We start from the raw sequence: 17,770 nt of genomic DNA on the forward strand, positions 1-17,770 counted from the left end.
CTTTTTATAACCAAAAACAAAACAGTTTTATTGACGGAAAATCAAATGGATCAGTTTCACGATATACGCCCCTACAATGACAGTGAAGTTGCTGAGGTGCTGATTAATTTGGTAAATACACCAGACTTTATAAATACCATTATTGGTTTTCGTTTTGCGAAATGGCCTACGTTTTTACGTGCGCCATTGGCCTTTTGTGTAAAGCAGGCTTTAAAACGTCAGATTTCTAATATTTCTAATGTTCATGAGTTTCAAACGCGCGTTGCTGGTTATATGGAGCGCATGATTAAAACTACGACAACGAATGTTGAATACAGAGGGATTGATAAATTAGACAAAAAAATCGGTTATTTATTTCTGTCTAATCATAGAGATATCGCCATGGACCCAGCGTTTGTCAATTATGGGTTGTATTCGGCAGGCCTGAATACAGTGCGCATTGCGATAGGTGATAACTTGTTGCGACGTCCTTTTGTGTCGGATCTGATGCGTTTGAATAAAAGCTTTATTGTGAAACGCTCTGCGAATGGTATTCGAGAAATGATGGCGGCGTTTGGTCAGTTGTCGGCTTATATTTCGGACTCCTTGATGAAAGAGCAGTCTAATATTTGGATTGCACAGAAAGAAGGCCGAGCAAAAGACGGCTTAGATCAAACAGACCCAGCGATTATCAAAATGTTTTTTATGAGCCAAAAAAAGCTGAAAACACCTTTTTCAGAAGCAATGGCAAATTTGAAAATTGTTCCTGTCTCTATATCATATGAATATGATCCTTGCGCCTTTGATAAGGCGCAGGAGCTGCATCAGAAGTCGACCACTGGCAGCTATGAAAAAGCAGAGTTTGAAGACATAGACAGCATTAAAAATGGTATTGTCGGCCAAAAAGGTAAAGTAGTTGTGACGTTTGGTGATGTCATTAAAGATGGGTTCGAAACACCGGAAGAGTTTGTGGCGGAAGTGGATCGTCAAATCATTACGAACTATGCCATTCAGCCAACAAACGAAGCGGCGTTTGCTTTACAGCAAGGCTTGCCTTCAACAGACAGTGCATTTTCTAGTTATCTTGAGCGTTGTCCTGAAGAATTACAGGAAACCGTGTTATCAATGTATGCAAATCCATTGATACAACAGCAAAAATATTTAAATAAGTAACGTAGGAGTAAGCTGTTAATGAGCGTTTGGGAATCATTGCGGTCATGGATCGCCTCTATAATATTTTTTATTTATTACGCTGTTTCTACTATTTTATTTGGCGTACTGGCTCCTTTTGCTACTGTCTTGATGCCCAAGAACTTTCGCCAACCCGTATTGAACTTGCATAATAAAGGTCTGTTGTTTGTTTTTCGCATCTTCTGTGGTGTTAAGGTTGAAATAATAGGACGAGAAAATATTGATAAGAATCGTCCTGTTGTGCTGGTGGCCAATCATCAAAGCGAATGGGAAACTTACGTTCTACAAGTATTAATGGCGCCAGTTTCTACTGTGTTGAAGAAAGAGCTGCTTGCTGTGCCTTTCTTTGGTTGGGGGTTGCGAATGGTTCAGCCTATTGCAATTGATCGTTCTCAGAAAACCAATGCCTTGAAGCAAATTATTAGCCAAGGAAAGGAACGATTAGAAGACGGTCGTTCTGTTTTGATTTTTCCTGAAGGAACGAGAATTGCACCCAATGCAGAACAAGCCTTTAACAAAGGTGCTGCAATGCTAGCGACGTCTGCTAATGTGCCAATCTTGCCTGTTGTTCATAATGCGGGTTACACTTGGCCTGGTAAGCGCTGGCGCAAGTTTCCTGGTTCTATTCGAGTCGTTATTGGTCCTGTTATTGAATCTGAAGGTAAGAAGACGTCGGCATTACATGACGAGATGGACGCTTGGATGCGCGCAGAGATGGCGAAGCTACCAAAAGGCAATGCTCTGTTTTCTGATTGAAGATAAATTATTTTTCAGACCGTTTTATAGACAATAAAAAAGCCGCATTAAATGCGGCTTTTTTGTGACCCATACTGTCTAGCAGATGTTGGGATTACGCAGAGTATTTTTTGAATACTAGGCTGGCGTTTGTACCACCAAATCCGAAACTGTTAGACATGATCAAGTTTAGATCAACGTTGTCTTTACGAGTTGTCACAACAGGAATTTTGCCTGCCGCTTCATCTAGTTCGTCAACGTTTGCTGATGCTGTGATGAAGTTGTTTTCCATCATTAGCAAGCAGTAGATTGCTTCGTGAACACCTGCGGCACCCAAAGAGTGACCAGATAAAGACTTAGTAGAACTTACTAGCGGGATGTTATCGCCAAATGTTTCATTGACGGCTTGTAGTTCTTTCATGTCTCCAGCAGGCGTACTTGTGCCATGAGTGTTGATGTAATCGATATCGCCATCAATTGTGCTCATTGCCATCTGCATACAGCGTACTGCGCCTTCACCAGAAGGAGCAACCATGTCGTAGCCGTCAGATGTTGCACCGTAACCTACTAGTTCAGCGTAGATTTTCGCACCGCGCGCTTTAGCGTGTTCTAGTTCTTCAATAACTAGCATGCCGCCACCGCCAGCAATAACGAAACCATCACGGTTTGCATCGTATGCGCGAGACGCTTTTTCTGGCGTGTCATTGTATTTTGAGGATAGAGCGCCCATCGCATCAAACATACAGGTTTGTGACCAGCTTTCTTCTTCGCCGCCGCCAGCAAAAACGATGTCTTGCTTGCCTAGTTGGATTAGTTCCATTGCGTTACCAATACAGTGAGCACTGGTAGAGCAAGCAGAAGTGATAGAGTAGTTAACGCCTTTGATTTTAAAAGGAGTTGCTAAACAAGCTGATACTGTGCTGCCCATAGTTTGTGTTACGCGGTATGGACCAACACGTTTAACGCCTTTAGCGCGAAGCGTGTCTGCAGAGTCAACTAGGTTCTTAGCTGATGCTCCACCAGAACCTGCTACTAAGCCTGTACGAATATTAGAAACCTGATCTTCAGTAAGACCTGAATCTAGAATCGCTTGTTGCATAGAAACGTAAGCATAAGTTGCAGCGTCGCCCATGAAGCGACGAACTTTACGATCAATGCTTTCTGCATCTAAATCAATGCGACCGCAAACGTGGCTACGAAAACCATATTCTTTATAGTCTTCTGCGAAACGAATGCCAGACTTGCCTTCGTGCAAGGAATTTAGAACGCTTTCTTTGTCATTGCCTAGACAGCTGACAATACCAAGACCTGTTACTACTACACGACGCATAAATGTGCCTCTTTCATTCTTAATCTTTTAGAAGTTTTCAGTTGATGTGAACAAGCCTACACGCAAATCTTTCGCAGTGTAAATTTCACGTCCGTCAACTTTAACACTTCCGTCTGCTATGCCCATAACCAACTTGCGTTCAATGACGCGTTTAAGTTGAATATGGAAAGTTACTTTTTTAGCGGTTGGCAATATTTGACCAGTAAATTTCACTTCGCCAGAACCCAAAGCACGACCACGTCCTTTGTTACCTTTCCAACCAAGAAAGAAACCAACTAATTGCCACATTGCATCCAAACCAAGACAGCCAGGCATAACTGGGTCGCCTGGGAAGTGGCATGCAAAGAACCAAAGGTCGGGGTTAATATCTAGCTCGGCAATAATTTCGCCTTTGCCATGTTCCCCGCCTTCAGCGGAAATGTGAGTGATGCGATCCATCATAAGCATGTTGCCGACAGGAAGCTGGGCATTACCTGCACCAAACATTTCACCGTGGCCGCATTTTAATAGTTCGTCTTTTTCAAAAGATGAAGCTGTAGTCATTGTAATCCTATATCCACATCCAACCGATGACTCAAAAAAGTCTGGTGGATTTATGTGGTCCAGTTTTCATAATAAAATCTTTCTGATTATATCGGTTTGAAACCTTAATATGAATGTTTGAACCGAAAAAAATCGAATTACCTGCATAGAAAGTAATCGTTTTTTCATTATTTCTATATATTTTAATAGCTTGCAGATTAAATTGATGAATTTCGGCTATGTTTGTTATTACCTATTTTGTTGATTTTTTCTGTTACCATATGTGTTTCAGTAATATCTAGCTTCGTTTGAGAGCCTTGTATGGATTTAAAAAGTAATGAAAGTTTCATAACGTGGCGTAGTAAGGTTGGTCGTCGCGGTTACATTCAGGGTTATGTGAATCACGTGTGTGATAATAAACCAACCGTGCATTTTCTTCATGGTAATGGCTTTTCAGTAAAAACCTACACTCGCTTTTTAAAGCAACTTGATGGTTACAATTTGATTATGCAGGACGCTGCAGGTCATGGTGGTTCATCAATTGGAAAGCGTTTTGTTGGCTGGAATACGACAGCGTTGCATTTTTTAGACTCGCTCAATATACAGCGTGCAACTTTGCCAAAAACAGAAATTATTGGCATGGGGCACAGCTTTGGTGGTTGCATGACTGTGCTGATGAATCAGCATAAAACACCTGTTTTTGATCGTATGATTTTATTAGACCCAGCGCTTTTTCCTCCTCGATTAATATGGATGATGCGAGGTGTGAAATATGCGGGCCTGAAGAGCCAAATACCTTTAGCTCGACAGGCGCGTCGTCGCCGGACTCATTGGGATAATCTTGAGCAAGTGCGAGAAAATTTTTTTGAGAGGGGGACTTTCAAGGGTTGGGAAGGCGAGTGTTTAGATGATTATATTTCTTCGTCGATCTGGCCTGATGAAAATGGTGGATACAAATTAGGTTGTCCTTCATGGATGGAGGCCGCCATTTTTTCCAGTTATCCAAAAGGCCTCTGGCGCGCTATTGCTAAAATATCTGTGCCTACTTACATCGTTCAGGGTAAAGATACATTTGATTACTTCAAAGAAGCGTATCGTTTTGCTGCTGAATTGAACCCTAATATTCATGTATTAGAGGTGGATGGTGGTCATTGCTTTATGCAGCAGGATTCAGCAGGCTCAGCGCAAGCTGTTTTGGAAATTTTGAAAGGCAAATAATTCTGAGTTAAATGATTGATTTAAGTGGAAAGGTGTCAGGCAAGAAAATTTGGAATGGAAGACATTAAGCCAAACACAAAAGAGATCATGTATTTGGCTTAATGTCTCTAATTTCGTCGTTTTACCGATGCATGGGCCAAAGCCATTAATGCTTCTTTGTATTCTGATTCTGCTAGATTGGCAATGGCTGCGATAGCGAGGTCAGCTTGCTCTTGTGCTTTTTGTTCTGTGTATTCAATTGCTCCACAGCTTTGCACGTCGGTAATAATGGTTTCTAGTTGGTCTATTCCACCAGTTAAAATGGCTTGTTTTACTCTTTCTGACGCATCAGCTGTGCCGTACTTCATGGTATAGATCAAAGGAAGTGTTGGTTTGCCTTCAGCAAGGTCATCACCAACGCTTTTGCCCATTTCTTCTGCTGTACTGGTGTAATCCATTACGTCATCAATAAGCTGGAATGCGGTGCCGACATACATTCCGTATTGTCTTAGTGCTTCTTGATGTTCTGGATTAGCTTCTGCAATGACAGCGCCACAAAGTGCTGCACCCTCAAACAGTTTGGCTGTTTTGTATTGAATAACCTTTAAATAGCTTTCTTCGCTCGTGTCTGGATCGCCACAGTTGATAAGTTGTTGAACTTCACCTTCTGCAATGATGTTGGTGGTTTTGGCTAGAATGCTCATGCATTGCATGTTGCCAACATCAACCATGATTTGAAAGGCGCGAGAATATAAGAAATCGCCGACTAAAACGCTTGGTGCATTGCCCCATTCTTCATTGGCGGTTTTTTTACCGCGGCGCATGTCTGATTCATCAACAACGTCATCATGTAATAGAGTTGATGTGTGAATAAACTCTATGATGGTCGCCATTTGAATAGACTGATGCAGTTTTTGGGCGTCTAATTCGGCGCTTGCTTTTGCTGCTAGCAGAACTAAAAGAGGTCTAAGTCGCTTTCCACCATTGCTAATGATGTAGTAGCCAATCTGCTCAATGAGAGGGATGTCACTGCTAAGCTGTGACACAATATAATCGTTCACTTGGCCAAATTCATTGGCCACAACATCATGTATTTGTATTGGTTGCATGCAATTTCCGAAGCTAAAGTCATTCCAAGCTGATCAGCAAGTGTGCATCATGCTAGGTAAGGGTTGTGTCAGGGTCAACCCAAATTATTAAAAATATATAAAGACGTTGCTTTTCACTTGTATTGGTTGATGTGATTTTGTACAATCTCGCGTCCGATTTACCCACATTTTGCTCCCTATCATATGGTTAGCGATTTTTGTCCGATTCGGTCATGAATTGATTGCCACTAGAAGTAGGTCAAATTCAATTTCAGTAGCCGGGTAAATCTTATTGGAGAAAGACATGTTTGCAGTGATCAAAACTGGCGGTAAGCAATACCGTGTAGAAGAAGGCCAAACCCTTAAGGTTGAGAAATTAGCTGTTGAAGAAGGTGGCGTTATTCAATTCGACGACGTTCTTCTTGTATGCAATGGCGACGACGTTAAAGTTGGTGCACCAGTTGTAGAAGGCGCTAAAGTGACAGCTGAAGTTGTTACTCATGGTCGCGGAGATAAAGTGAAAATCTTGAAATTCCGTCGTCGTAAGCATTCTATGAAGCGTATGGGTCATCGTCAGTGGTTCACGGAAGTGAAAATAACTGGTATTAACTAAGCGCTAACTATTCAAATTTAAGGAGTAAGTCATGGCTCATAAAAAGGCGGGTGGTAGTACTCGTAACGGTCGCGATTCCGAGTCGAAACGATTAGGTGTCAAACGTTTTGGTGGTCAAGTTGTGATCCCAGGTAACATCCTTGTTCGTCAGCGTGGTACTCAGTTCCACCCTGGTGTTGGTGTTCAGATTGGTAAAGATCATACTTTGTTCGCTGTTGTTGAAGGCCAAGTGAAGTTTGAAGTGAAAGGTAAGTTGAAGCGTCGTACAGTTTCTGTCGTAGCTGCTTAATCGCTTACTAAAAAACTTAAAAAAAGCTCCGCGACGCGGGGCTTTTTTTTTGGAAGAATTCTATAATCAGAGTTTGTTGATTCTGATAATCCACCGAAGAGGTGTATCTGTGAAATTTGTTGATGAAGCCAGTATCTATGTAAGAGCGGGTAAAGGTGGTAATGGTTGTTTGAGCTTTTGGCGCGAAAAATTCGTGGCGAAAGGTGGTCCTGATGGTGGTGACGGCGGAAATGGCGGCAGTGTTGTGCTGGTGGCTGATGAAGCGTTGAACACTCTGATTGATTTTCGTTTTACGAAGAAATACATTGCCGAAAGTGGTGAAACGGGTCTAGGTCGCGATATGACTGGATCGAAAGGGCCGGATCTTGAGATTAAGGTGCCTGTTGGTACGACGATCATTGATGAGGATACTGGGGAAACTCTAGGTGATCTTGTGCGTGATGGTCAGAAGCTAAAAGTTGCGCAGGGCGGGCATCACGGTTTAGGTAATACTCGTTTTAAATCGAGCACTAACCGAGCTCCGCGCCAAACGACTAAAGGTACAATAGGTGAAGAGCGTACGCTTAAGCTTGAAATGAAAGTGCTGGCTGATGTTGGTTTATTGGGTTTGCCTAATGCTGGTAAGTCTACTTTTATTCGAGCGGTTTCTTCTGCTAAGCCAAAAGTGGCGGATTACCCTTTTACCACTCTTGTTCCAAATCTAGGTGTGGTTAAAGTTAAAAAGCATCAGAGTTTTGTTATTGCTGATATTCCAGGAATTATCGAAGGCGCATCTGAAGGTGCTGGCCTTGGTATTCGTTTCCTGAAGCACTTGGTACGTAACCGTATTTTGTTGCATATCGTTGATTTGGCTCCATGGGATGAAATTACGCCTGCTGAAGCTGCGGTGATTGCAGTTAACGAATTGCATCAGTTTAGTCCGGCACTTGCGTTGCGAGATCGTTGGTTGGTTTTAAACAAAATTGACATGGTGCCTGCTGAGGAATTAGAAGAGCGTTGTCAGAGTGTTATCGATGCGCTTGGTTGGGAAGGTAAGGCTTATCGAATTTCAGCTATTTCCGGTGAAGGGACAGAGGTCTTATGTTTGGATCTGATGACCGCATTGGAAGAGCAGCGTGAATTATTGGCCGAAAGCGAAGAAGCGCGTGAGAAAGAGAAAGCGGTCCGAACTCTCATTGATGAGGAAGGTCGAAACCGTATTATGTCATTACGTGAAAAACGTCGTAAAGCGGGTCAGTTGCTTGATGATGATGATTTCGATGAAGATGATTACGATGTTGAAGTGGAATACGTTAGCTAATTTGATTGGTGGACAGAAGTAGAGTCATGATGATGCGAGAGAAGATTGCGAAGGCGCAGCGTATAGTTGTCAAAATAGGCAGTGCGTTGTTGACGAATGACGGGCAGGGTTTGGATGTTGCGCGGATTGGTCTTTGGGTTGCTCAGATTGCTCAATTGCGAGCGCAAGGCAAAGAAGTGGTCTTGGTATCTTCGGGTTCCATTGCGGCTGGTATGAAACGTCTTGGCTTCACTTCTCGCCCCACTCAAGTTAATGAACTCCAGGCTGCTGCTGCCGTTGGGCAAATGGAGTTGGTTGGGGTTTATGAGTCCCATTTTGAGAAGCATGGTTTGTGTACGGCGCAGATTTTACTGACTCATGATGATTTATCGAATCGACGTCGCTATTTAAACGCACGGTCTTCGTTGAGAACGTTACTTGGATTTGGTGTTGTACCTATTATTAATGAGAACGACACAGTTGTAACTGATGAAATTCGTTTTGGTGATAATGATACGTTAGGCGCCTTGGTTGCTAACTTGGTTGAGGCGGATGCGTTAATTATTTTGACAGATCAGCAGGGATTGTTTGATAAAAATCCACGAGACTACCCAGACGCAACATTAATATCTCATGCTTCGGCGTCTGATGATCGTTTGGAGTCAATGGCCAGTGGTGGTGCTGGGTTGTTGGGGAGTGGCGGAATGCTAACTAAGGTTCGTGCTGCACGTTTGGCTGCGCGTTCTGGGGCTGATACCTTGATTGCTTCTGGTCGAGAAGATAATGTGATTCCTAGAGTGGCGATGGGTGAATCTATTGGTACTTGGTTAGAGCCGGATTATTGTCGCCAAGCTGCGCGGAAGTTATGGATTGCTGGGCATCTGAAAAGCCGAGGTTCTTTGGTTCTGGATACGGGTGCTGTAAGGGCCTTGCGAGAAGAGGGAACCAGTTTGTTAGCCGTTGGCGTTAAAGATGCGGAAGGTTCGTTTTCTCGTGGTGATATGGTGGTTTGTGTGGATGAACTCGGTGTGCTGGTTGCTCGAGGTTTGATTAACTACAGTGTTGCCGAAACGCTTAAATTACTTGGCCAGCCATCGTCTAATATTGGTGGTATCTTGGGGTATGAAGCTGAACCTGAGTTAATTCACCGAGATGATTTGGTGATTATTTAAAGGGAATAGTTGTTATGGCAAAGCCGGGAAAAGTAGGATTGAGTCGAGTTTTTGGCGCATCTAAATATTCTTACCAGGGTTTACGAGCGCAATGGAGGCATGAAGCGGCCTTTCGTCAGGAGGCGTGCTTGTTTCTAATATCTTTGCCTTTTGCTATTTGGCTTGGCGATAGTGGTCTTGAGCGTGCTGTATTGATTTTTTCTGTTGGGATGGTGTTGGTTGTCGAAACGTTGAACTCAAGTGTTGAGGCTGTGGTTGATAGAATCAGTCATGAGCATCATGAGCTTTCTGGTCGCGCAAAGGATTTGGGCTCAGCGGCGGTAATGCTTACTTTGATTTTAGCGGCTGTTGTGTGGTTGGTTGTCTTGTTTGGGTAGTGGTTTTTGATATGCGTGCGTTAGGTGCGTTTTAAAGATATAAAAAAACCGGCATTTGCCGGTTTTTTTATAGGTATTAGGCCAGTGCTTTGATTTTAGCACTCAAGCGGCTCTTATGACGAGCTGCTTTGTTTTTGTGATATAGGCCTTTGTCAGCGGCTTTGTCTAGCTTTGAAGTTGCTAGAACGTAAGCTGCTTGTGCGTCAGCTTGATTGCCTGATTCAATAGCTGCATCTACTTTTTTCAAGTATGTGCGAACCATAGAACGAAGGCTACCATTGTGAGCGCGGCTTTTAATTGCTTGGCGCGCGCGTTTTTTTGAACCGGCGGAATTTGCCACGGTCTGGCTCCTTTAAATTTTAGAATAAATGACTCAGCACTCTGCTGCGCCATGAAATTAATGTCAAGTTTTAACTTTAAAATCTCGCGGCGGATTTTACCAGTTTTTGGCGCTGTCACAACCCTATTATACAAATATTAGGCAAATGAGTTTATATATTTGGCTGCGTTACACTATCTGCTGGTGTTATTCTTGGGGGATATGTTTATTTGGTGTGTCATGAAATTGTATGTCTGAAATAAATTCCACTCCTGACAAAAGTCGTAAGTCTTTGTCTTTATTGCGTTCTGGTATCTTGGTTTCTATTTGTACCTTCCTTTCTCGCATCTTGGGTTTGGTGAGGGATGCGGCTTTAGCTTATGTTTTAGGTGCGAGTGGTAGCGCAGACGCATTTTATGTTGCTTTTAAAATTCCGAACTTTTTTCGACGTTTATTTGCAGAAGGGGCGTTTGCTCAAGCGTTTGTTCCTGTATTAAGTGATTATCGAATAAATGAAGGGAAGGGAGAAGTTCGTGCTTTAGTTGCTGCTGTCTCCGGGTCTCTTGCTCTGGTTTTATTATGCGTTACTGTTGTGTTTATGGTTTGCGCGCCTTGGGTTGTGTATATTTTTGCGCCTGGTTTTGCGGCTGATGGTAGTCAATCTGTTTTAACCGCGGATTTACTGGTAATTACTTTCCCTTATTTGTTGTTTATTTCTTTGACGGCATTGGCGGGCGGTATTCTGAATGCTCATGGTGAGTATGCAGTTCCTGCTATTACGCCTATTTTTCTGAACCTCTCTTTAATTGTTGCGACACTGTATTTTGCTCGTTCAGCTGCACAGGCGGAAGTGGCTGTTGCGTGGGGTGTGTTTTTCGCTGGATTAATACAGTTAATGTTTCAGGTGCCTTTTTTGGCAAGGTTGCGTTTGCTGCCTATGCCTACGTTGGGTTTTCGACATCCAGGCGTAAAGCGGATTTTGCTTTTAATGGGGCCAGCCTTATTTGGCGTCTCTGTTAGTCAGATTAATTTGTTGTTAGATACTGTGTTGGCGTCTTTTCTGCAAACGGGCAGTATTACTTGGTTATATTTGTCAGATCGTTTGTATGAGTTGCCTTTGGGCATTTTTGCTATTGCGATCAGTACGGTTATCTTGCCTTCATTGTCTCGTAGTTTTGCTGGAGGTGAGGCTGGTGGTTTCTCTAAAACGTTAGATTGGGCGTTGCGTCTTTTATTGTTAATTGCGATTCCATCAGCATTGGCTTTGTTTATGCTGGCAGAGCCTTTGATAGCGACTATTTTCTATCGTGGTGAGTTGACTGTGAATGATGTGGAAAAAGCGGCGCAGAGCTTACAGGCTTATTCATTGGGCTTGGTGTTTATGATGTTGATTAAAGTCTTGGCGCCTGGCTATTACGCTCGACAAGATACCAAAACACCAGTGCGCATTGGGATTATTGCGATGGCGTCTAATATGGTTCTGAATTTGATTTTAGTTTGGCCTCTAGGTCATGTTGGTTTGGCTTTGGCGACAAGCTTGTCTGCAGGGTTGAATGCTTTTTTGCTGTGGCGTGGATTGTATAAACAAGGGCATCATGTATTTTCTCCTGAGTGGCGTAAATTGATGCGTATCTTACTTTGTGCGACCTTGGCGCTAGGTGGTTGTTTGTATTTCTACCTTCAGCAAGGGTGGCAGTGGACTCAAATGAGTGATTTGTACCGAGTTGGTTATATTTTGTTGATAGTGGTGAGTGGTGTTTCTGCTTATGGCTTTGTTGCTGTGGCGGCGGGTTTGCGTCCATCTATTTTGAAGCTCTAGTGTCTTTTTGTTTCTGGAAGGGGGTTTGCACAGCTTGTGCAAGTTCTGGCCTACCTTCATCTTGTTAACTGCTATATAATCGCGGTTATTTTTCCGATGCGGTGTCTAATTGTTTTGTACGGGGTTCTATGGAGTTAATTCGCGGTATTCATAATATCCGTTCAAAGCATAAAGAATGTGTGCTGACGATTGGGAATTTTGACGGTGTTCATTTGGGGCATAGTGCTATTTTGGCAAGGGTCAAAGCACTTGCTAAGCAATATGATGCGCCGGCTGGAATCATGATTTTTGAACCTCAGCCAAGAGAGTTTTTTGCACCAGAAAGTGCTCCGGGTCGTATTGGTCGCTTGCGAGATAAAGTTAGATTGTTGGAAGGACAGGGGATTGATTATGTTCTTTGTATGCCTTTCAACCCAAAATTACAGCAACTAAAGGCACAGGCATTTTGTCAGCAGATTTTGCTAGACGGTTTGACGGTAAAGCATTTGGTTGTTGGTGATGACTTTCGATTTGGTTGTGATCGTCAGGGGGATTTTGATTACTTGCAAGAGTTCGGTAGTCAAAATGGTTTTGATGTTGAAAATACGCCTTCTGTTTTAAATGGATTGGGTGAGCGAGTTAGTAGCACGTTAGTAAGAAGTGCTCTTGAGCGTGGTGATGTTTTGGCTGCTCAAGCGAATATGGGTCACTCTGTGTCTTTGAGTGGTCGAGTTGTACATGGTCAGCAATTAGGGCGTAAGCTTGGGTTTCCGACAGCGAATGTTCATCTCAAAGGAATTAAATCTGCGTTATCTGGTGTGTATGCTGTGACGTTAGAAGCGGACGGTGTATCTCATAATGGCGTGGCTAATATTGGTGTGCGACCTACCGTTCAAGGTAAGACACCAATACTAGAAGTGCATGTATTCGATTTTAATGGCGACTTGTATGATAAGTATGTGCAAGTGACTTTTTGTCAGTTTATTAGATCGGAAAGAAAAATGGCCGGCTTAGAAGCGCTGGAAAAACAAATTCAATGTGATAAAGAAGAGGCGTTACGTTTCTTTGTCCAATCAGTGAACTGATGATCTTTGAGGATAAGTGGATAAACCATGAGTGATTATAAACCGACACTGAATTTGCCAAATACCGATTTCCCAATGCGTGGAGATTTGGCAAAACGTGAACCTGTAATGTTGAAACATTGGCAGGATATGGATCTGTATCAGAAAGTGCGTGATGTAAGTAAAGGTCGTAAATCTTTTATTCTTCATGATGGCCCTCCGTACGCAAATGGCAGTATTCATATTGGTCATGCGGTTAACAAAATCCTCAAAGATATTATTGTTAAGTCAAAAACGGTTAGTGGTTTTGATGCGCCTTATATCCCAGGTTGGGATTGTCACGGTTTGCCGATTGAGCACAAAGTTGAGCAACTTATAGGTAAAGCTGGAACAAAAGTTTCCTATAAAGAGTTTCGTGCTAAATGCCGCGAATACGCTTACACACAAATCGAAGAACAGAAGAAAGACTTTATTCGTCTTGGTGTCATGGGAGATTGGGAAAACCCTTATCTGACTATGAACTTCCAGACGGAAGCGAATATCGTTCGAGCTTTGGGTAAGATCGCTGAAAATGGCCATCTAGTAAAAGGCTTTAAGCCAGTTTACTGGAGCGTTGTTGGTGGGTCTGCGCTCGCGGAAGCGGAAGTGGAATATCAAGATAAAACGTCTTTGTCTTTGGATGTGCGTTATGCGCCGAAAGATGAAGAGGTTTTATTGGCTAAGTTCTCTGATGTAGAAGGTGAAGGTAAGGTTTCTGTTGTTATTTGGACGACGACGCCTTGGACATTGCCTGCGAGCCAAGCGGTTTCTGTTCATCCTGAGTTTAATTATGCACTTGTTGAAGTGGATATGGGCTTGGGTAAAGAGCGCTTGATTGTTGCTGAAGATATGGTCGAAGGTTTGATGGCGCGTTATGGTGTTGCAGATTTCCGTATAGTTGGTCGTGCTGTTGGCGCTGAATTGAATGGCACAATGTTAGATCACCCATTCCTAGAGCGTGATATTCCTGTCATTTTGGGTGAGCACGTAACAACTGAAGCGGGTACGGGTTGTGTTCATACTGCTCCTGATCACGGCGTAGACGATTTTAATGTTGGTCGTGAAAATGGTATTGGTACAATCAACCTTGTGCAAGATAATGGAGTTTACACTGAAGCGGCTGGCGAATTTTCAGGTTTGCATGTTTATAAAGTCGATGGTGCTGTATTAGAAGCGCTTAATCGTAATAATGCCTTGGTTTTTGAATCGAAAATTTTCCACAGTTATCCACATTGCTGGCGTACTAAAACGCCACTTATCTTCCGTGCTACGCCTCAATGGTTTATTAGCATGACAAAGGAAGGTTTGTTGGATGCGGCTAAGCATGCTGTTGAAGGTGTTAAATGGGTTCCAAGCTGGGGTCAAAATCGCATGGAAGGGATGTTGAATAACAGCCCTGACTGGTGTGTGTCTCGTCAGCGTACTTGGGGTGTGCCGATTGCTTTGTTTATTAACAAAGAAACTCAAGAGCTTCATCCGGAAACGCCTCGTTTAATTGAAGAAGTGGCTAAGCGTATTGAAGTCGAAGGAATCGATGCTTGGTTTGAAATGGAAGCCGAAGAGTTATTGGGTGCGGATGCTGATAAATACAGCAAGGTAACCGATACGTTGGATGTTTGGTTCGATTCTGGTGTAACGCATTATTCGGTTATCGACCAGCGCGATGAATTGAGCTTTCCTGCCGATTTGTATTTAGAAGGTTCGGACCAGCATCGTGGTTGGTTCCAATCTTCGCTTAAAACATCGATTGCTATTCGCGGTGTACCACCTTATAAGCAAGTGCTTACTCACGGTTTTACCGTTGATGGCGATGGCCGTAAGATGTCTAAATCTTTGGGTAATGTATTATCGCCTCAAAAAGTAATGGATACGCTGGGTGCCGATATTATTCGTTTGTGGGTAGCAGCAACCGATTACACGACTGAAATGACAGTGTCTGATGAAATTCTTAAGCGAGTTGCTGATTCATACCGTCGTATCCGTAATACGGCACGATTTATGATGGCGAACTTGAATGGTTTTGACCCAGCAAAAGACATTGTTTCTTCAAGCGACATGCTTGCGTTGGATAAGTGGATTATTGATCGTGCGGCATTGCTGCAAAAAGAATTGGATACAGCTTACAACGAATATCAATTCCACACAGTGAACCAGAAAATTCAAAACTTCTGTTCTGTAGATTTAGGTGGCTTTTACCTAGATGTTATTAAAGATCGCCAGTACACGACACAAGAAGACAGTTTAGCGCGTCGTTCTGCACAAACTGCTTTGTATCATGTGATGGAAGCCTTCTCTCGTTGGATTGCTCCGGTTTTGAGTTTTACCGCCGATGAAATTTGGCAAGCACTCCCAGGTGAGCGTGGTGAATCTGTTTTCTTGGAGACATGGTACGAAGGTTTGGAAGAGTTGTCTGGTGATGAAGTGCTCGGTCGTGAGTTTTGGAAAAATGTATTGGAAGCTAAGGTAGCTATCAATAAGGTCATTGAGGCGGCTCGTAGTGAAGGCAAAATGAAAGCCAGTTTGAGCGCTGAAATTACGCTTTATTGCGATGATGCTTTGCAAACAACATTAAACCGTCTCGGTGATGAGTTGCGTTTCGTCTTAATTGCCTCAGAAGTGAATGTGTTGCCTATATCTGACGCACCAGAAAATGCCGCTGAAACGGATTTAACCGGTCTGAAGGTTCATGTTGAATTGAGTAAAAATACTAAGTGTGTACGCTGTTGGCACCATAGAGAAGAAGTTGGAAAACGTGAGGCGCACCCTGAATTGTGTGACCGTTGTATCTCTAACTTACCAGATGGGGAAGGTGAGAAACGCCTGTACGCCTAATGACAATCTCTATTATGTTTAAAAGAGTTCAGCGCTGGTGGGCGCTAGCTCTCATTTTGTTTGTTGTGGATTGGATTACAAAGCAGCTTGTTGAATCGAACTTGTTTTATGGGCAAGAGATTCCTGTGTTACCGTTTTTTGATTTAACACTTAGATACAATACTGGTGCTGCTTTTAGTTTTCTTGCACAAGCTGGTGGTTGGCAGCGTTGGTTTTTTTCAGTGATTGCTTTGGCTGTGGTTGTTGGTATCAGTTGGCGTTTAGTTAAGATTGCGCATGAGAACCGTTGGGAAGTTTTATCTCTTACTTTTATTTTAGGCGGTGCGATCGGTAATTTATATGATCGACTTGTTTATGGGCATGTTGTTGATTTCATCCAGCTTCATTGGCAGCAGTCTTGGTATTTTCCCGCTTTCAATGTTGCTGATAGCGCCATTACTATTGGTGTTATTTTGATGTTGCTTGAGAGTGTTATTGTAAAGAAACCAGAAGGTACTAAAAAATGAGTTTGATTACAGTATCTAGCCGAGTCACTTTGCATTTTGAGTTGTCTCTAGAGGATGGGCAAATAGTCGATACTAATTTTGATAAAGCGCCTGCGAGTTTTGTATTTGGTGATGGTAGTTTGTTGCCTGCATTCGAAGAGGCTCTTTTGGGTATGACCATAGATCAGGAGGCAACATTTGTTATGTCTCCAGAAAAAGCATTTGGTGTTCACAACGAAAGTAACATTCAGCGAATGCCTCGATCTCAGTTTGCGATGGATCTCGAAGAGGGCATGGTAGTTTCTTTTGCAGATATGAGTAAAAACGAATTGCCAGGCGTTATTGCGGAAATTGGCGAAAAAGACGTTGTTGTTGATTTTAATCACCCGTTGGCTGGTCGTTCACTTACTTTTAAAGTGCGTATTATGGCGATAGAGGATGCGGCATGAGTTTTGCCATTCAGCTCGCTAACCCTCGTGGATTTTGTGCGGGTGTTGATAGGGCGATAGAGATTGTAAATCGCTGTCTAGATTTGTTTGAGGCACCTATTTATGTGCGTCATGAGGTTGTGCATAACAAGTTCGTTGTTGAGTCGTTAAAAGCTCGTGGTGCTGTTTTTGTTGATGAGTTGGATCAAGTGCCGGATGACCATATTGTTATTTTTAGTGCGCATGGTGTTTCAAAGACAGTTCGAGACGAAGCGACTATTCGAGGTTTGAAGGTCTTTGATGCGACGTGTCCGCTTGTGACTAAGGTACATTTAGAGGTGTTGCGTTATTCTAGAGAGGGAATGGAGTGCGTTTTAATCGGTCATGATGGTCATCCAGAAGTAGAAGGGACTATGGGGCAATACGATGATCGGCAAGGTGGTGCTATTTACCTTGTTGAAACGCCAGAAGATGTGGCTAATCTATTGGTTAAAGATCCAGAGCGATTGGCATTTGTTACACAAACAACATTATCAATGGACGATACGTCCGTTGTTATTGATGCATTACGTAGTCATTTTCCTATGATCCGTGGCCCTAAGAAAGATGACATTTGTTATGCAACACAGAATCGACAAGACGCAGTAAAAGTATTGGCTGAAGAATCTCAGTTGGTGCTGGTTGTTGGTTCGGTTAATAGTTCTAACTCAAATAGATTAAAAGAATTGGCAGAGCGAATGGGGGCTAAAGCTTTCTTGATCGATAATGCTAATGAGATTAACCCTAACTGGTTTAAAGGGGTATCTAGTGTGGGTGTTACTGCTGGAGCATCTGCCCCTGAAGTTTTGGTCAATGAAGTCATAGCGCGTTTAATTGATGAAGGTGGTAGTGTTCCTGAAGAGTTAAAAGGCAGGGAAGAGAATGTTTCTTTCTCTATGCCAAAAGAACTTCGTATTGTTGAGGTTTAGTCTAATAAAGTACTTTTTGGAATTAATTTAAATTATATTCAAAAAGTACTTGCACTAAATCTGTA

At 42.8% G+C, this 17,770-nt stretch carries 18 protein-coding genes; 14 read left to right on the forward strand and 4 right to left on the reverse strand.

Annotated features, from left to right (window positions below):
* Window positions 1-45: 45 nt before the first annotated feature.
* Window positions 46-1,152 (forward strand): 1-acyl-sn-glycerol-3-phosphate acyltransferase, encoded by a 1,107-nt coding sequence (locus MUS1_RS12795; protein WP_036163175.1) that lies wholly within the window; start codon window positions 46-48, stop codon window positions 1,150-1,152.
* A gap of 18 nt (window positions 1,153-1,170) precedes the next feature.
* Window positions 1,171-1,926 carry a lysophospholipid acyltransferase family protein gene (locus MUS1_RS12800; protein WP_036163177.1) on the forward strand — a complete coding sequence of 252 codons (756 nt, stop codon included), beginning with the start codon at window positions 1,171-1,173 and terminating at the stop codon, window positions 1,924-1,926.
* 94 nt (window positions 1,927-2,020) lie between these two features.
* On the opposite strand, the gene fabB is transcribed toward MUS1_RS12800, so the two are convergent.
* Window positions 2,021-3,235, reverse strand: coding sequence for a beta-ketoacyl-ACP synthase I (gene fabB / locus MUS1_RS12805; protein ID WP_036163178.1), 1,215 nt, complete (start codon window positions 3,233-3,235; stop codon window positions 2,021-2,023).
* 27 nt (window positions 3,236-3,262) lie between these two features.
* Window positions 3,263-3,778, reverse strand: coding sequence for a 3-hydroxyacyl-[acyl-carrier-protein] dehydratase FabA (fabA, locus tag MUS1_RS12810; protein WP_036163180.1), 516 nt, complete (start codon window positions 3,776-3,778; stop codon window positions 3,263-3,265).
* A gap of 300 nt (window positions 3,779-4,078) precedes the next feature.
* On the opposite strand from fabA, the gene MUS1_RS12815 reads away from it, so the two are divergent.
* Window positions 4,079-4,975, forward strand: coding sequence for an alpha/beta fold hydrolase (locus tag MUS1_RS12815; RefSeq protein WP_036163182.1), 897 nt, complete (start codon window positions 4,079-4,081; stop codon window positions 4,973-4,975).
* A gap of 107 nt (window positions 4,976-5,082) precedes the next feature.
* Here the strand turns inward: MUS1_RS12815 and ispB are convergent, their stop codons facing one another.
* On the reverse strand, window positions 5,083-6,063 hold the full coding sequence (gene ispB / locus MUS1_RS12820; protein WP_036163185.1) for an octaprenyl diphosphate synthase: 981 nt from the start codon (window positions 6,061-6,063) through the stop codon (window positions 5,083-5,085).
* A 283-nt stretch (window positions 6,064-6,346) separates the two neighbouring features.
* Here ispB and rplU point away from each other — a divergent pair, with 283 nt between their 5' ends.
* The 5 genes from rplU to MUS1_RS12845 all read left to right on the forward strand — a co-directional run bounded on the left by rplU (window position 6,347) and on the right by MUS1_RS12845 (window position 9,772).
* Entirely contained in the window at window positions 6,347-6,655 is a 309-nt protein-coding gene (rplU, locus tag MUS1_RS12825; RefSeq protein WP_036163188.1) for a 50S ribosomal protein L21, read from the forward strand.
* Window positions 6,656-6,686: 31 nt separating this feature from the next.
* Window positions 6,687-6,944 (forward strand): 50S ribosomal protein L27, encoded by a 258-nt coding sequence (rpmA, locus tag MUS1_RS12830; RefSeq protein WP_012071897.1) that lies wholly within the window; start codon window positions 6,687-6,689, stop codon window positions 6,942-6,944.
* 109 nt (window positions 6,945-7,053) lie between these two features.
* Entirely contained in the window at window positions 7,054-8,244 is a 1,191-nt protein-coding gene (cgtA, locus tag MUS1_RS12835) for an Obg family GTPase CgtA (protein ID WP_036163190.1), read from the forward strand.
* Between the two features lie 26 nt (window positions 8,245-8,270).
* Window positions 8,271-9,395 carry a glutamate 5-kinase gene (gene proB, locus MUS1_RS12840; RefSeq protein ID WP_084035620.1) on the forward strand — a complete coding sequence of 375 codons (1,125 nt, stop codon included), beginning with the start codon at window positions 8,271-8,273 and terminating at the stop codon, window positions 9,393-9,395.
* Window positions 9,396-9,409: 14 nt separating this feature from the next.
* Complete coding sequence (locus MUS1_RS12845) at window positions 9,410-9,772, forward strand: diacylglycerol kinase (protein WP_036163196.1); 363 nt, start codon at window positions 9,410-9,412, stop codon at window positions 9,770-9,772.
* Between the two features lie 76 nt (window positions 9,773-9,848).
* Here the strand turns inward: MUS1_RS12845 and rpsT are convergent, their stop codons facing one another.
* A complete protein-coding gene (rpsT, locus tag MUS1_RS12850) occupies window positions 9,849-10,112 on the reverse strand; it encodes a 30S ribosomal protein S20 (RefSeq protein ID WP_024023490.1) in 264 nt (87 codons plus the stop codon).
* A gap of 229 nt (window positions 10,113-10,341) precedes the next feature.
* On the opposite strand from rpsT, the gene murJ reads away from it, so the two are divergent.
* From murJ to ispH, 6 genes are all read left to right on the forward strand, one after another.
* Entirely contained in the window at window positions 10,342-11,910 is a 1,569-nt protein-coding gene (murJ, locus tag MUS1_RS12855; RefSeq protein ID WP_051436254.1) for a murein biosynthesis integral membrane protein MurJ, read from the forward strand.
* Between the two features lie 128 nt (window positions 11,911-12,038).
* Complete coding sequence (ribF, locus tag MUS1_RS12860; RefSeq protein WP_036163201.1) at window positions 12,039-12,974, forward strand: bifunctional riboflavin kinase/FAD synthetase; 936 nt, start codon at window positions 12,039-12,041, stop codon at window positions 12,972-12,974.
* Window positions 12,975-13,001: 27 nt separating this feature from the next.
* Window positions 13,002-15,824, forward strand: a complete 2,823-nt coding sequence (ileS, locus tag MUS1_RS12865) for an isoleucine--tRNA ligase (RefSeq protein WP_036163202.1) — start codon at window positions 13,002-13,004, stop codon at window positions 15,822-15,824.
* A 14-nt stretch (window positions 15,825-15,838) separates the two neighbouring features.
* Complete coding sequence (lspA, locus tag MUS1_RS12870; protein ID WP_425411745.1) at window positions 15,839-16,330, forward strand: signal peptidase II; 492 nt, start codon at window positions 15,839-15,841, stop codon at window positions 16,328-16,330.
* Complete coding sequence (locus tag MUS1_RS12875; RefSeq protein WP_036163205.1) at window positions 16,327-16,758, forward strand: FKBP-type peptidyl-prolyl cis-trans isomerase; 432 nt, start codon at window positions 16,327-16,329, stop codon at window positions 16,756-16,758. The genes lspA and MUS1_RS12875 overlap by 4 nt, the downstream gene beginning before the upstream one ends.
* The gene (ispH, locus tag MUS1_RS12880; protein ID WP_036163206.1) at window positions 16,755-17,705 is read left to right on the forward strand and encodes a 4-hydroxy-3-methylbut-2-enyl diphosphate reductase; all 951 of its coding nucleotides are present in this window, start codon (window positions 16,755-16,757) and stop codon (window positions 17,703-17,705) included. The genes MUS1_RS12875 and ispH overlap by 4 nt, the downstream gene beginning before the upstream one ends.
* Window positions 17,706-17,770: the final 65 nt, after the last annotated feature.

Origin of the sequence: Marinomonas ushuaiensis DSM 15871 (genome assembly GCF_000521805.1) — a bacterium.
GTDB classification, from domain to species: Bacteria; Pseudomonadota; Gammaproteobacteria; order Pseudomonadales; family Marinomonadaceae; genus Marinomonas; species Marinomonas ushuaiensis.